Raw genomic sequence first — 12,500 nt, forward strand, 5'->3', positions numbered from 1 at the left:
GCGATCCGTTCAGGCGGCGCTGGCCTGCGTGCCGGCGACCGCCGCGATTGTCGCCAGCACGCCGCGCTCGCGCAGCATGCGCGTCTGCGTGGCCAGCGTTTCGACGAACACGCGCGAAGCAGCCAGATCCCCGAACACCGGCGTGAACGACGCGATGGCCGCGATGCGATCCGCCTCCCGCGCATGCCGGGCCTCGGCCTCGGCCAGCAAGGCACGGAGCGAAGATGCCAGCGGGTCTTCGATACGGTACTCGGCGCCGTGCTCGTCCCGGCCGCGCAGGAAATGCAGCCAGCCGGCCACGCCCAGCGCCAGGCGCGGAAACGGGGCGCCGGCGCGCAAACGCTCGCGGATCGGCGCCAGCAGGCGTTGCGGGATCTTCTGCGAGCCGTCCATGGCGATCTGGCTGGTCTTATGCTGCAGCGCGGGATTGGCAAAGCGCGCCAGCAGGTCGCGCCGATAGGCCGCGGTGTCCAGCCCCGGCAGCGCGGGTAGGGTCGGCTGCATTTCCTGCTCCATCATGCCGGCCACCAGCGCGCGCATAGCCGGCACGGCGATGGCGCGGTCGGTGGTGGCCCACCCGGCCACCATGCCCAGGTAGGCCATGGTCGAATGGCTGCCGTTGACCAGGCGATGCTTGAGCGTCTCGAACGGATGTGCGTGTTCGACGAACTGCGCGCCGCCCGCCTCCCAGCGCGGCCGGCCGGCCACGAAGCGGTCCTCCATCACCCACTGCAGGAAGGGCTCGCCCACCACGGGCCATGCGTCTTCCACGCCAAGCGCGGCGCTGATGCGCGCGGCATCGTCCACGGTGGTCTTGGGCACGATGCGGTCGACCATGGCATTGGGAAAGCCGCAGCGTTCGGCCACCCAATCGTGGAGCGCGCCGTCCACGCGCGCGCAGAAGGCCAGCAGCAAGCCGCGCAGCGTGTCGCCGTTGGCGGCAATGTTGTCGCAACTGAGCAAGGTCAGCGGCGGCAGGCCGCGCGCCATGCGTCGTTGCAGGCCGCGCGCCAGATAGCCGATGGCGGTAACCGGGGCGCCGGCATGCAGCAGGTCATGGGCGATGCCCGGGTCGCTGAAGTTCAATGTGCCGGTGGCAGGGTCATGGCAGTAACCCTTCTCCGTCACCGTCAGGCTGACGATGCGCGCGTCCTCATGCGCGATCCGCTCCAGCACGGCATCGGGATCATCGGCGGCCACCAGCACCGCCATCACCGCGCCGATCACCTGCAACTGCACAAAGCGGCTGCCGTCGTCCCGCACCCCGCGCAATGCCAGCGTGTACAGGCCTTGCTGCGGCGCCAGCGCGTCGCGTGTGTCAGGCCGGCGCAACGAGACGCCGACGATGCCCCAGTCCAGCGAGTGCGCGTCGGCGGCATCGGCGTGCAGCGCGGCTTGCGTCACCGCCGCCTGGTGCGCGCGGTGAAAGGCGCCAATGCCCAGGTGGACGATGCCGCCCCGCAGGCGTTCGCGCGCATAGCGCGGGCGCAGTACGTCATGCGGAAGCTGCGCGAGCGTGTCGGGATGCAGTCTTGGCGTCGTCATGGGGCCTGCCTGTGTTTGCCTGTGCTTTCCTGAATGTGCCTGTATCTGCCCGGCATTTGCACTACCAGTGCCAGAGCGTGCCATCGTGGGCAAGGCGATTCACCGGCAGGTAGGCGCGTTGATAGGGATACCTGGCCGCCAGCGTCTCATCGATATCCACGCCATGTCCCGGCGCATCGCCCGGATACAGCATGCCGTTGGCAAAGGTGTAGGCGTGCGGGAACACCGCGTCGGTCTGCTCGCTGTGGCGCATGTATTCCTGGATGCCGAAGTTGGGCACCCACAGGTCAAAATGCAGCGCGGCGCCCATGCACACCGGCGAGAGGTCGGTCGCGCCATGCGAGCCGGTGCGGACCTGGTGCATCGCGGCGAAGTCAGCGATGCGGCGCAGGTGCGTGATGCCACCCGCATGGACCACGGTGGCGCGGATGTAGTCGATCAACTGCTCCTGGATCAACGTCTTGCAGTCCCAGATGGTGTTGAAGACCTCGCCCACCGCCAGCGGCGTGGTGGTGTGCTGGCGGATCAGCCGGAAGCTCTCCTGGTGCTCCGCGGGCGTGGCGTCTTCCATCCAGAACAGGCGGAACGGCTCCAGTGACTTGCCCAGGCGAGCCGCCTCGATCGGCGTGAGCCGGTGGTGCACGTCGTGCAGCAGGTGCAGGTCCCAACCCGCCGCGTCACGTACCTTCTCGAACAGGCGCGGCGTGTGGTCCAGGTAGCGCTCCGTGCTCCAGTCGTGCTCCGACGGCAGCGAGGCATCGGCCGGCTCGTAGAACAGGCGGTCCGACGACACGCCATACACCTTGTTAAGCCCCGGCACGCCCGATTGCGCGCGCACCGCGCGGTAGCCCAGTTCCTTGTAACGCAGCACCTCGTCCACCGTGGCCTCGATATCGCTGCCATTGGCGTGGCCGTACACCATCACGCCGGTGCGGCTCTTGCCGCCCAGCAACTGGTAAAGCGGCATGCCCGCTGCCTTGGCCTTGATGTCCCACAGCGCGGTATCCACCGCGGCGATCGCGCTCATGGTCACCGGCCCACGCCGCCAGTACGCGCCGCGATACAGGTACTGCCAGATGTCTTCCACCTGGTGCGGGTCGCGCCCGATCAGGCAGGGCGCCACGTGGTCCTCCAGGTAGCTCGCCACGGCCAGCTCGCGGCCGTTGAGCGTGGCGTCGCCGATGCCGCTCAGGCCCTCGTCGGTCTCGATCTTCAGCGTCACGAAGTTGCGTCCCGGGGAACACACGATGACGCGCGCGGCGGTGATCTTCATGCTCTCTCCTGCGTGGTTTTTGTCGATGGTTCCCAGCGCTTGCATGCGCTTACATGACCGCGCCCAGCGACCACGGCACGAACTCGTTCTGCCCGTAGCCATGCAGCTCGCTTTTGGTCTTTCGCCCCGACGCGGTCTCCAGCATCCGGCGGAAAATCTGCTCGCCCTTGTGCGCAATGCTGGCGCCGCCATCGACGATGTCGCCGCAGTTGATGTCGATGTCGTCGGCCTGCCTTTGCCACAGCGCGCTGTTGGTCGCCAGCTTGAGCGAGGGCGATGGCGCGCAGCCGTAGGCCGAGCCGCGCCCGGTGGTGAAGCAGATCAGGTTGGCGCCGCCCGCCACCTGGCCGGTGGCCGAGACCGGATCGTAGCCAGGCGTGTCCATGAAGACCAGGCCGCGCGCGCGCACCGGCTGCGCGAACTCGTAGACCTCCACCAGGTTGGTGGTGCCGCTCTTGGCCACCGCGCCTAGCGACTTCTCCAGGATGGTGGTGAGCCCGCCGGCCTTGTTGCCGGCCGAGGGGTTGTTGTCCATGCTGCCGTGGTTGCGCGCGCAATAGTCTTCCCACCAGCGGATCCGCTCCAGCAGGCGCGCGGCCACCGCCGGCGACGCCGCGCGGCGCGTGAGCAGATGCTCGGCGCCGTAGATCTCGGGCGTCTCGGACAAAATGGCGCCGCCGCCGTGGCGCACCAGCAGATCCACGGCCGCGCCCAGCGCGGGGTTGGCAGTCAGCCCCGAGTAGCCATCCGAGCCGCCGCATTGCAGGCCCACCGTGATGTGGCTCGCCGGCACGGCTTGCCGGCTCACGCGATTGGCATCGGCAAGCAGGTCCTGCACGATGGCCACGCCGCGCGCCACCGCGCCGGCGGTGCCGCCGCTATCCTGGATGTTGAACGCATGCAGGCGCGGGCCGCCGGCCATGCCGGCGAGATCGCCCTCGGCCAGCAGGCCATCGATCTGGTTCGCCTCGCAGCCCAGCCCCACCACCAGCACCGCGGCAAAGTTCGGGTGGCGCGCGTAGCCCGCCAGCGTGCGGCGCAATACGCGCAGGTTCTCGCCCTCGCTATCGGTGGCGCAGCCCGCGCCATGCGTGAGCGCCACCACGCCATCCACATTGGGAAACGCGGCCAGCGCCTCCGGGCGAAGCTCACGCCGGAAATGATCGGCAATGGCACGCGCCACCGTGGCGGAGCAGTTCACCGAGGTAAGGATGCCGATGTAGTTGCGGGTGGCCACGCTGCCGTCGGCGCGTTTGATGCCATCGAAGCTGGCCGGTGCATCAACGTATTCGGTGGCGCGCGCATCCGCGCCGGCAGCGTATTCACGTGTGAACTCGCCCATGGCCAGGTTATGCGTATGCACGTGCTGGCCCGGCGCGATGGGTTGGCGCGCAAAGCCGATGATCTGGTTGTAGCGCCGCACCGGCGCGCCTGCGGCGATGGCGCGCACCGCCAGCTTGTGCCCGGGCGGCACCAGGCTGGCGACGCTCACGCCCTCGGCGGCGATGACGGTGCCCGGCACCAATTGGCGGCAGGCGATGACGATGTCGTCGGCGGGGTGTATGCGGATGACCTTGGGGGCGTTATCGGCTGGCATGCTGGCTCCGGGCGGATGGCTGAGCGGGGACGAGCGGGGACGAGCGAGATGCGCCGCCTCAGTTGGACCAGCCACCGTCGATCACCTGCGCCGTGCCGGTGGTGAATGCCGATTCGTCCGAGCCGAGGTACACCGCCAGCGCAGCGATCTCCGCGGCGCTGCCGATGCGCCCCATCGGCTGGCGGGCGACAAAGGCGGCTTCCACCTCGGCCAGGCTCCTGCCGCCATCGCGCGCCTGGTCCGCGATGCGCTGGCGCAGCGAGGGCGACTCCACCGTGCCGGGGCAGATCGCATTGCAGCGGATGCCGTGGCCGATGTAGTCCGCCGCCACCGACTTGGTCATGCCGATCACCGCCGCCTTGGTAGCGCCGTAGACGAAGCGGTTGGGCGCGCCCTTGATGCTGCCTGCCACCGACGCCATGTTGACGATCGAGCCGCGGCGCCGCGCCACCATGGCGGGCAGGAAGGCGCGCATCATGCTGTACATGGCGCGCACGTTCAGGTTCATCGAGAAGTCGAAAGCCGCTTCGTCGCATTCCAGGATGGTGCCGTGGTGCACGAAACCCGCGCCGTTGAACAGGATATCGAGCGCGCCGGCCTGCTTCGCCGCAGCCTGCACCGCGGCGCCGTCCGTCACGTCCAGCCGCAGCGTGGTGCAGCCGGGCTGGCCGGCCAGCGCCTCGAGCAAGCGCGCGTCGATATCGGCGGCGATCACGCGCGCGCCTTCACGCAGATAGGCTTCGGCGGTGGCGCGGCCAATGCCCTGCCCGGCCGCGGTGACGAGGGCCAGCTTGCCGGCGAGTCGTTGCGTCATCAGTCGTTCTCCATGAGCAGTTCCGGCCGCGTTTGCGCAGCCGGTGAAATCATCAGGAAACCAGCGCGCGCGCCACCGTGCGGCGCCCGATCGCGGCCCAGTCCCATTCGATGCCAAGGCCCGGCGCGTCCGGGGCGATGGCGTGGCCGGCCTCGATGCGCACGCTGCTGGCGGCAATCTCGTCGAGCTGCGGGATGTACTCCACCCAGGCCGCGTTGGGCACCGCGGCGCATAGCGACACATGCAGCTCCATCAGGAAGTGCGGGCAGATCGACAGGTTGTGGGCTTCGGCCAGGTGCGCCACCTTGAGCCAGGGCGTGATGCCGCCAATGCGCGCCACATCGGCCTGCACGATGCCGCAGGCGCCCTGGCGCACGTACTCGGCAAACTGGCCGGGCGAGTACAACGACTCGCCCACCGCGATGGGCACCGAGGTGGATGCGGCCAGCCGCACGTGCCCGCCGATATCGTCGGCCGGCAGCGGCTCCTCGAACCACGCGATGCCCAGTTCGGCGTAATGCGGTGCGCGCCGGATGGCCTCGGCGGCGGTGAAGCACTGGTTGGCGTCCACCATCAGCTCGAAGCCGTCTCCGACCGCGTCTCGCACCGCTGCCAGGCGCGCCACGTCCTCGCTCGCCCGCGCGCGGCCCACCTTCAGCTTGGCACCGCGAAAACCCGCCTCGCGCGCCGCCACGGCCTCGCTTACCAGCGTATCGGCATCCAGGTGCAGCCAGCCGCCTTCGGTGGTGTAGACCGGCACGCGCGGTTGCGCCCCGCCGGCGGCAAGCCACAGGGGCTGGCCGTCGCGCCGGCAGCGCCAGTCCCACAGCGCGGTATCGATGGCGGCCAGCGCCAGGCTGGTGATGGCGCCGACCGAGGTGGCGTGGGTGGCGAACAGCAGCTCGCGCCAGATCGCCTCGATCTGGGCGGGATCGCGCCCGATCAGGCGCGGTGCCAGGTGATCGCGCAGCAGCGCCATCACCGATGAGCCGCCGGTGCCGATGGTATAGGCGTAGCCCGTGCCCTCGGCGCCATCGTCGCAGCGGATGCGCACCATGGGTGTTTCCTGCATGACGAAGGACTGGATGGCGTCGGAGCGCGGCACGCGCGGCGGCAGGTCCACCTGCAGCAGTTCGACCTGGACGATGGTGGCGCTCATTTGCTGCCCACCAGGTTCGGCAGCCACAGCGTGATCGCCGGGAAGTAAGTAATGGCGATCAGCGTCAGGAACAACGGCACCAGCCACGGCAGGATGGCCACGGTAGTGCGCTCCACCGACAGCTTGGCCACCCGCGCCAGCACGAACAGCACCATCCCCAGCGGCGGATGCAGCAGGCCGATCATCAGGTTGAGCGTCATCACCAGCCCGAAATGGATCGGGTCGATGCCGAGCTTGAGCACGATGGGCAGCAGGATCGGGACCAGGATGGTGATCGCCGCCGTGGTGTCGATAAAGCAGCCCACGATCAGGATCAGCACGTTGGCCAGCAGCAGGAACACCCATTTGTTGTGGGTGAATCCAAGGATGGCGTCGGACAGCATCTGCGCGGCCTGGCTGGTGGTGAGCAGCCAGGCGAAGATCGATGCCGCGGTGACGATGAACAACACCGATGCGGTGGTCTCGATGGTGTCGAGCGTGGCCTTGGCCAGCGAGCGCAGCGTCATGGAGCGGTAGCGCACCAGCCCGAGAAACAGCGCCCAGATCACCGCCGCCACCGCGGCCTCGGTGGGCGTGAACCAGCCCAGCGTCATGCCGCCGATCAGGATCACCGGCGCCATCAGCGCCATCACCGCGGAAAAGTCGAAGTACCAGTCCAGCGCCAGCAGCACCACCAGCGCGATCAGCGCGGCCACGTTGGTGGACACGCCAAAGCGCGTCATCAGCCAGATCGCCAGCGGAAAGGCCAGCACCACCGCGATCTCGATGCTGGCGTTGCCCAGCAGCTTCCAGGAGAACGCGGTATCGCTGCCCCAGCCGCGGCGGTGGGCAAACCACGCCACCGTGCCCATCATGAACAAGGTCAGCACCAGGCCCGGCACGATGCCGGCCAGGAACAGCGAGCCGATCGACACATTGGCCATCATGCCGTAGATCACGAACGGCAGCGACGGCGGGATGATCGGCCCGAGCGTGGCCGAGGCCGCCGTCACGCCCACCGCGAACTCGGTCTCGTAGCCGTGGTCCTGCATGGCCTTGATCTCGATGGTGCCCAGGCCCGCCGCATCGGCAATGGCGGTGCCCGACATGCCGGAGAAGATCACCGAGCCGATGATGTTGACGTGGCCCAGTCCGCCGCGCATCCAGCCCACCAGCGCCACGGCGAAGTTATAGATGCGCCCGGTGATGCCGGCCACGTTCATCAGGTTGCCGGCGAGGATGAAGAAGGGCACGGCCAGGAGCGGAAAGCTCTCCACGCCGGCAATCATGCGCTGCGCCAGGATCACGTCCGGCACCGTGCCGGAGGCCCAGATATACAGCAGCGAAGCCACCGCCATCGCAATGGCGACCGGCAGGCCCACCAGCATCAGCAGCAGGAAGGAAACAATCAGGATCCACATGGCGGCGCGCGCTCCGGGTTGGTCGTCGGTCGTTGTCTGTCGCTGTCGGTCGTTGTCAGTCGTCGCTGGCCTCGAACGCTTCGGGGCGCTCCAGGATGGAAAAACCCTGCGTCCAGTTCAGCCAGCTCACCTGGCAGGAGCGCAGGCACATCAGGACGAATCCGGCCAGCACCAGGTAGTAGATCCAGCTCTTGTTCCACTCGATGGTGGTCATCGGCTCGTCGCCCACCACCAGGATGTAGCGCCAGGCCAGCCAGCCGGCATAGCCAAGAAAGGCAGTGCGCACGATGTCCACCAGCGTGGACAGCGCGCGTGCCGGCGCGTGCGGCAGGTAGCGGTAGATCAGGTCCACCTGGATATGCCGGCTCTTGCGCACGCACATGGCCGCGCCGATGAACACCACGCCGATCAGGCAGTAGGTGGCCAGTTCCTCGGTCCAGGCCAGCGAGTCGTTCATCACGTAGCGGGTGAAGAACTGCAGGAAGACCAGCGCGGTCATGAGCCAGAACAGCCCCAGCGTGAACCAGTCCTCGGCGGCATAGCCTGCAAGGTCCGCCTGCTTGTCGTCGGCCTCCTCGAAGCTATGCGCCAGCTCCGCGACGGTGGCCAGTTGCGGCGCACCGCCTGAGGTCTCGCCGGCAACGGCCTGCGCGGGCAGGTCGTCGGCAAGTCGGGAACGCATTTCCATGGTGTTGCTCCGCAAAGACTGTGATCTGCCTGATCTATGGTCTGTCATCTGCCATCTGGCGCCTGCTGCCGGGGTCACTGCACGGCCTGGATCTTGTCCCAGTCGGCCTTGCGATAACCCTGCGATTCAAAGCTCACGTTCTTCAGCACCGCGTCGCGGTACTCCGGCACATTGATGTCGGTGACCGTCAGGCCCTTTTGCTTGAACACCGCCACCAGTTCCTTCTCGCGCGCGACCACGTCGGCGGTGGCGCGCATGGCGGCTTCCTGCGCCACGTCGCTGAACATCTTGCGGTCGGCCTCGGAGAGTTTCTTCCACAGGCCGCCCGAGATCACCGTGTTGAGGTGGTCGACGATATGGCCCGTAAGCACGATGTACTTCTGCACCTCATAGAATTTCTTGGCTTCGATGGTGGGCAGCGGGTTCTCCTGCGCCTCCACGGTGCCGTTCTGCAATGCCAAGTACACCTCGGCAAAGGCAATCGGCGAGGTATTCACGCCGCAGGCGCGCGGCATGGCAAGGTAGGCTGGCACATCGGGCACGCGCATCTTCAGGCCCTTCATCTCGGCGCAGTGCGAGAAGGGCTTGTTGGAGGTGGACTGGCGCGTCCCGTAATAGGTCGTGGCGACGATATGGTTGCCCGATTTTTCCTCGTAGCCGCGCGTGAGTTCCTTGTAGATATCGCTCTTGGTATAGGCCAGCAGGTGGTTGGCGTCGCGGAAGGTGTAGGGGTAGTAGGTCACGCCGATACGCGGGAACGACTTGGCGGCAAAGCTGGAGCCCGAGATGATGATATCGACCGAGCCCATCGCCAGGCCCTGGTTGATGTCGTTCTCCTTGCCGAGCTGGGAGGCGGGAAACACATCGATCTGGTACCTGCCGTTGCTGCGCTTCCTGATCTCCTCGGCGGCCCACACCGACCACTTGTGAAACGGCTCCGAGGTCTCGTACACGTGCGCCCATTTGAGCTTGGTCTGGGCCAGCGCGCCGCCGCAGGCAAGGCTGGCCACGCAGGTTGCCAGCACGAGGGCGGCCGGCAGCAACGTTGACGGCAGGCGCAGGGGAAATGGCTTCATGCTTCGTCTCCTTTGGTGTGTGTGGTGGGCCTGGCGCTCTCTTGCGGATGCGCTTGCGGCAGTCAGGTGCTGCGTGGATGGATCTATGCAGCGGTGAGCTGTACCTTGGTGCTGCGCGTCTTGTCGGCGGCCAGCGTGAACGCCTCCACGGCCTGCGCCAGCGGCAGCTGCGCCGACAGCAGCGGGCGCACGTCGAGGCGGCCTTGCGTGAGGTAGCGCACGGCCCAGTCGAACTCGCGCCCGAAGCGGAACGCGCCGACATACTCCAGCTCGCGCGCCATGATGTTGTTGGCCGGAAAGTGCAGCCCCTCGGCCGGCAACGTGCCGATCTGCACGATGCGGGCGCCACGCCGCGCGGCCAGCAGGCACGTGTCCAGCGCTGCGCCGCTGCCGGCAGCTTCCAGGCAGACATCGGCGAGGTCCTGCAGCGCTCGCGGCGGCTCCCGGTCGGTGCGGATCACCTGATCGGCGCCGACCCGCAATGCCACTTCGAGCGGGCGGTCCGCGATATCGCAGGCGATGATGTGCGCGGCGCCGGCCAGGCGCGCGGCCATCACCGCCAGGCTGCCGATGGTGCCGCCGCCGGTGACCAGCACGGTCTTGCCCAGCAGCTCGCCGGCGCGGTTCACGCCATGCAGCGCCACCGAGAGCGGCTCGGCAAAGGCCAGCTCACCCAGCGAGATATCGCTGTCCACCGGCGTCAGCTGGCGCTCGTGCATCAGGAAGTGCTCGCGGAACATGCCTTGCACATGCGGATAGATGCTGGCGCTGCCGAGAAAACGCATGCTCCGGCAAAGGTTGTCGCGCCCGGCACGGCAGTAGTCGCATTGCCCGCACGCATGCGAGGGATTGATCGCCACCTTGTTGCCCGGGGCGACGCGCGTGACCGCACTGCCAACGCGGGAAACGATGCCGGCCGCTTCGTGGCCCGGCGTCAGCGGCTCGCGGATCACGAAGGCGCCGACCTTGCCGTGGAAATAGTAGTGCAGGTCCGAGCCACAGATGCCGGCCGCGCCAAGGCGCACCTCGACCTCGAACGGCCCGGGAGCGGCAGGTTCCACCTGCGTGAAACGCAGGTCTTCGCTCGCATGGATATGGCAGACCAGGGACATCATGACTCCTCGGCAAGCTTGCGCGGCTTGCGCCGCGTTGGGGTTGGCTCGTTTGGCTCGGTCGGCTCGGTTGGCGCGCCTGCGGGCCACGCCGCGTAGAAGCGGCCGTGCGAGGCTTCCAGGTGCAGGCACATGGCGTCGCGCGCGGCGTCCGGCGAGCCCGAGGCGATGGCCGCCACCACGGCGCGGTGCTCGGCAATGGCCGCGTGCCAGCTGGACGCGTTCTCGAAGTGGCTGCCGAAGCGGGCAAAGAGCGGGTTATGGCGCTCGTCGAACAGCTCGGCTACCAGGCGCTGCAGCACGGCATTGCCGGAGACTTCGGTAATCCGCAAATGGAACAGGCGATCGCCCTTGACCGGAACCTGTCCGGCGCCGGCCTCCTCCTGCATGATGGCGATCGATTCTTCCAGCGCGTCCAGCAATGCCGGCGTGGCATGCCGCGCCGCGTTGGCCGCCATCTCGCCCTCGATGGTCTGTCGCGCGCGGATCACATCCAGCGGCGGCTCCGCCATCACGCTGGCAGCGCGCGCACGTTCCGGCGGACAGGCGTAGATGCCCGAGCCCATCCGCACCTCCACCAGCCCCTCCACCTCCAGCGCAATCAGTGCTTCGCGCACCGATGGCCGCGACACGCCCAGTTGCACCGCAAGGTCTCGCTCGGGCGGCAGGCGCGCGCCCACGGGAAACTCCCCGTTTTCGATCAGCCGGCGCAGCTGGTCGGCAATCTGGCGGTAAAGGCGGCGGGGTTCGATCTGCTGCAGGGGCATGTCGGCGCGCGATCCCGAAAATGATTTGGGCCAGGAGGTAAAGTGGCCTGACCAATTTTTAGGAAATTTTTACGCGCGCTACAAGGGGAATTTATGCAGCGCTGCAGCAGGCAGGCGCCGGTGGCTACCCTGGCGTCCGCGCCAGGGCGCCAATACGGCATGGGCGGCGGGTGCAGCAAAGGATCTGGCGACGAGACTTGCGCACGCGTTCCGACAAAAAATGCAGCTTAGGGGCAACCCCAATGTCATCGTCCTTGGCCTGCCTGCGACACTTTCTATACTGGAAGCACAAGCAGAAAGTCAGGAGACGGCAATGCTGCACCTCACGTCACATGATCTTGTGTTCCTGATTCCGATGGCGCTGGTTGGCATGATTGCCTTCGGCGGGATCCCCTTCACAGCCCGGGCCTTGCGCATCAGTTGCCGCGCGGCGGGTGCGATCTTCGGGGCTCTGCTGGCGGTGGCCTTGCTGGAGGCGCTTCCGTTGCTTATCTGAACGCTTCGAGCGTTCCCGGCTTGCTTGTGAAAAAGGGGGCCGCTATGACACTGAGCCTGCTGGCTGTCTTGATGGCGGCGTTCCTGCTGGTCACCGTGGCCACGGCGATCTGGCGCTGCAGCCACCCCTACCGCATGCGCTACCGGCGCTGCGCCGAGCGGCGCAAGCGCGCCGGCATCTGCCGGCAAATGCAGCGGCACTGAGCCGCCTTCTGTGATGTATCGTCACCCGGGCCGGAAGCGCCCGGTAGCTGATCGTCTGCCTGGCTGCGTTTGACTGCCCGGCCGATCAGATCTCGATCATCGCGAATTCGCCCTTGCCCACGTCGCATTCAGGGCAACGCCAGTCTTCAGGAATGTCGTCCCAGCGCGTGCCGGGGGCGATGCCATCGTCCGGCCAGCCCTGCTCTTCGTCGTAGACCCAACCGCAAATCAAGCAAACCCAAGTCTTGTAAACAACGGCTTCCTGCTGCAAAACGCACTCCTGTATCGATTCCGGGCGAAATGATACAGCGTTTTTTGCTCGTACCCCGCCGATTGGACCGAGGGACAGGGCGCAGGGGACGGCAACGCC

13 protein-coding genes are annotated in these 12,500 nt (G+C 67.4%); 2 read left to right on the plus strand and 11 right to left on the minus strand.

The features are described from left to right. Positions 1–9: 9 nt before the first annotated feature. The 10 genes from RR42_RS34965 to RR42_RS35010 all read right to left on the minus strand — a co-directional run bounded on the left by RR42_RS34965 (position 10) and on the right by RR42_RS35010 (position 11,431). Positions 10–1,545, minus strand: coding sequence for a mannitol dehydrogenase family protein (locus RR42_RS34965; RefSeq protein WP_043356746.1), 1,536 nt, complete (start codon positions 1,543–1,545; stop codon positions 10–12). A 61-nt stretch (positions 1,546–1,606) separates the two neighbouring features. Then, positions 1,607–2,818, minus strand: coding sequence for a D-mannonate dehydratase ManD (gene manD / locus RR42_RS34970; protein WP_043356749.1), 1,212 nt, complete (start codon positions 2,816–2,818; stop codon positions 1,607–1,609). Between the two features lie 49 nt (positions 2,819–2,867). Beyond that, complete coding sequence (locus RR42_RS34975; RefSeq protein WP_043356751.1) at positions 2,868–4,415, minus strand: UxaA family hydrolase; 1,548 nt, start codon at positions 4,413–4,415, stop codon at positions 2,868–2,870. A gap of 58 nt (positions 4,416–4,473) precedes the next feature. After that, on the minus strand, positions 4,474–5,229 hold the full coding sequence (locus tag RR42_RS34980; protein ID WP_043356753.1) for an SDR family oxidoreductase: 756 nt from the start codon (positions 5,227–5,229) through the stop codon (positions 4,474–4,476). Positions 5,230–5,281: 52 nt separating this feature from the next. Continuing rightward, on the minus strand, positions 5,282–6,388 hold the full coding sequence (locus tag RR42_RS34985) for a mandelate racemase/muconate lactonizing enzyme family protein (protein WP_043356755.1): 1,107 nt from the start codon (positions 6,386–6,388) through the stop codon (positions 5,282–5,284). Continuing rightward, positions 6,385–7,788, minus strand: coding sequence for a TRAP transporter large permease (locus RR42_RS34990; RefSeq protein WP_043356757.1), 1,404 nt, complete (start codon positions 7,786–7,788; stop codon positions 6,385–6,387). The genes RR42_RS34985 and RR42_RS34990 overlap by 4 nt, the downstream gene beginning before the upstream one ends. Positions 7,789–7,843: 55 nt before the next feature. Continuing rightward, the gene (locus RR42_RS34995; RefSeq protein WP_144410042.1) at positions 7,844–8,476 is read right to left on the minus strand and encodes a TRAP transporter small permease; all 633 of its coding nucleotides are present in this window, start codon (positions 8,474–8,476) and stop codon (positions 7,844–7,846) included. 74 nt (positions 8,477–8,550) lie between these two features. After that, positions 8,551–9,552 carry a sialic acid TRAP transporter substrate-binding protein SiaP gene (locus RR42_RS35000; RefSeq protein WP_052495183.1) on the minus strand — a complete coding sequence of 334 codons (1,002 nt, stop codon included), beginning with the start codon at positions 9,550–9,552 and terminating at the stop codon, positions 8,551–8,553. An 83-nt stretch (positions 9,553–9,635) separates the two neighbouring features. Continuing rightward, positions 9,636–10,664, minus strand: coding sequence for an L-idonate 5-dehydrogenase (locus RR42_RS35005; protein WP_043356760.1), 1,029 nt, complete (start codon positions 10,662–10,664; stop codon positions 9,636–9,638). After that, entirely contained in the window at positions 10,664–11,431 is a 768-nt protein-coding gene (locus RR42_RS35010; protein ID WP_052495184.1) for a FadR/GntR family transcriptional regulator, read from the minus strand. The genes RR42_RS35005 and RR42_RS35010 overlap by 1 nt, the downstream gene beginning before the upstream one ends. Positions 11,432–11,744: 313 nt before the next feature. Between RR42_RS35010 and RR42_RS35015 the strand changes: the two genes are divergently transcribed. Then, entirely contained in the window at positions 11,745–11,927 is a 183-nt protein-coding gene (locus RR42_RS35015; RefSeq protein ID WP_043356764.1) for a hypothetical protein, read from the plus strand. A gap of 44 nt (positions 11,928–11,971) precedes the next feature. Next, complete coding sequence (locus tag RR42_RS40785; RefSeq protein ID WP_173430743.1) at positions 11,972–12,130, plus strand: hypothetical protein; 159 nt, start codon at positions 11,972–11,974, stop codon at positions 12,128–12,130. 85 nt (positions 12,131–12,215) lie between these two features. Here the strand turns inward: RR42_RS40785 and RR42_RS35020 are convergent, their stop codons facing one another. After that, on the minus strand, positions 12,216–12,401 hold the full coding sequence (locus tag RR42_RS35020) for a rubredoxin (protein WP_043356767.1): 186 nt from the start codon (positions 12,399–12,401) through the stop codon (positions 12,216–12,218). Positions 12,402–12,500 lie beyond the last annotated feature (99 nt).

The sequence above is a fragment of the Cupriavidus basilensis genome (genome assembly GCF_000832305.1).
GTDB classification, from domain to species: Bacteria; Pseudomonadota; Gammaproteobacteria; order Burkholderiales; family Burkholderiaceae; genus Cupriavidus; species Cupriavidus basilensis_F.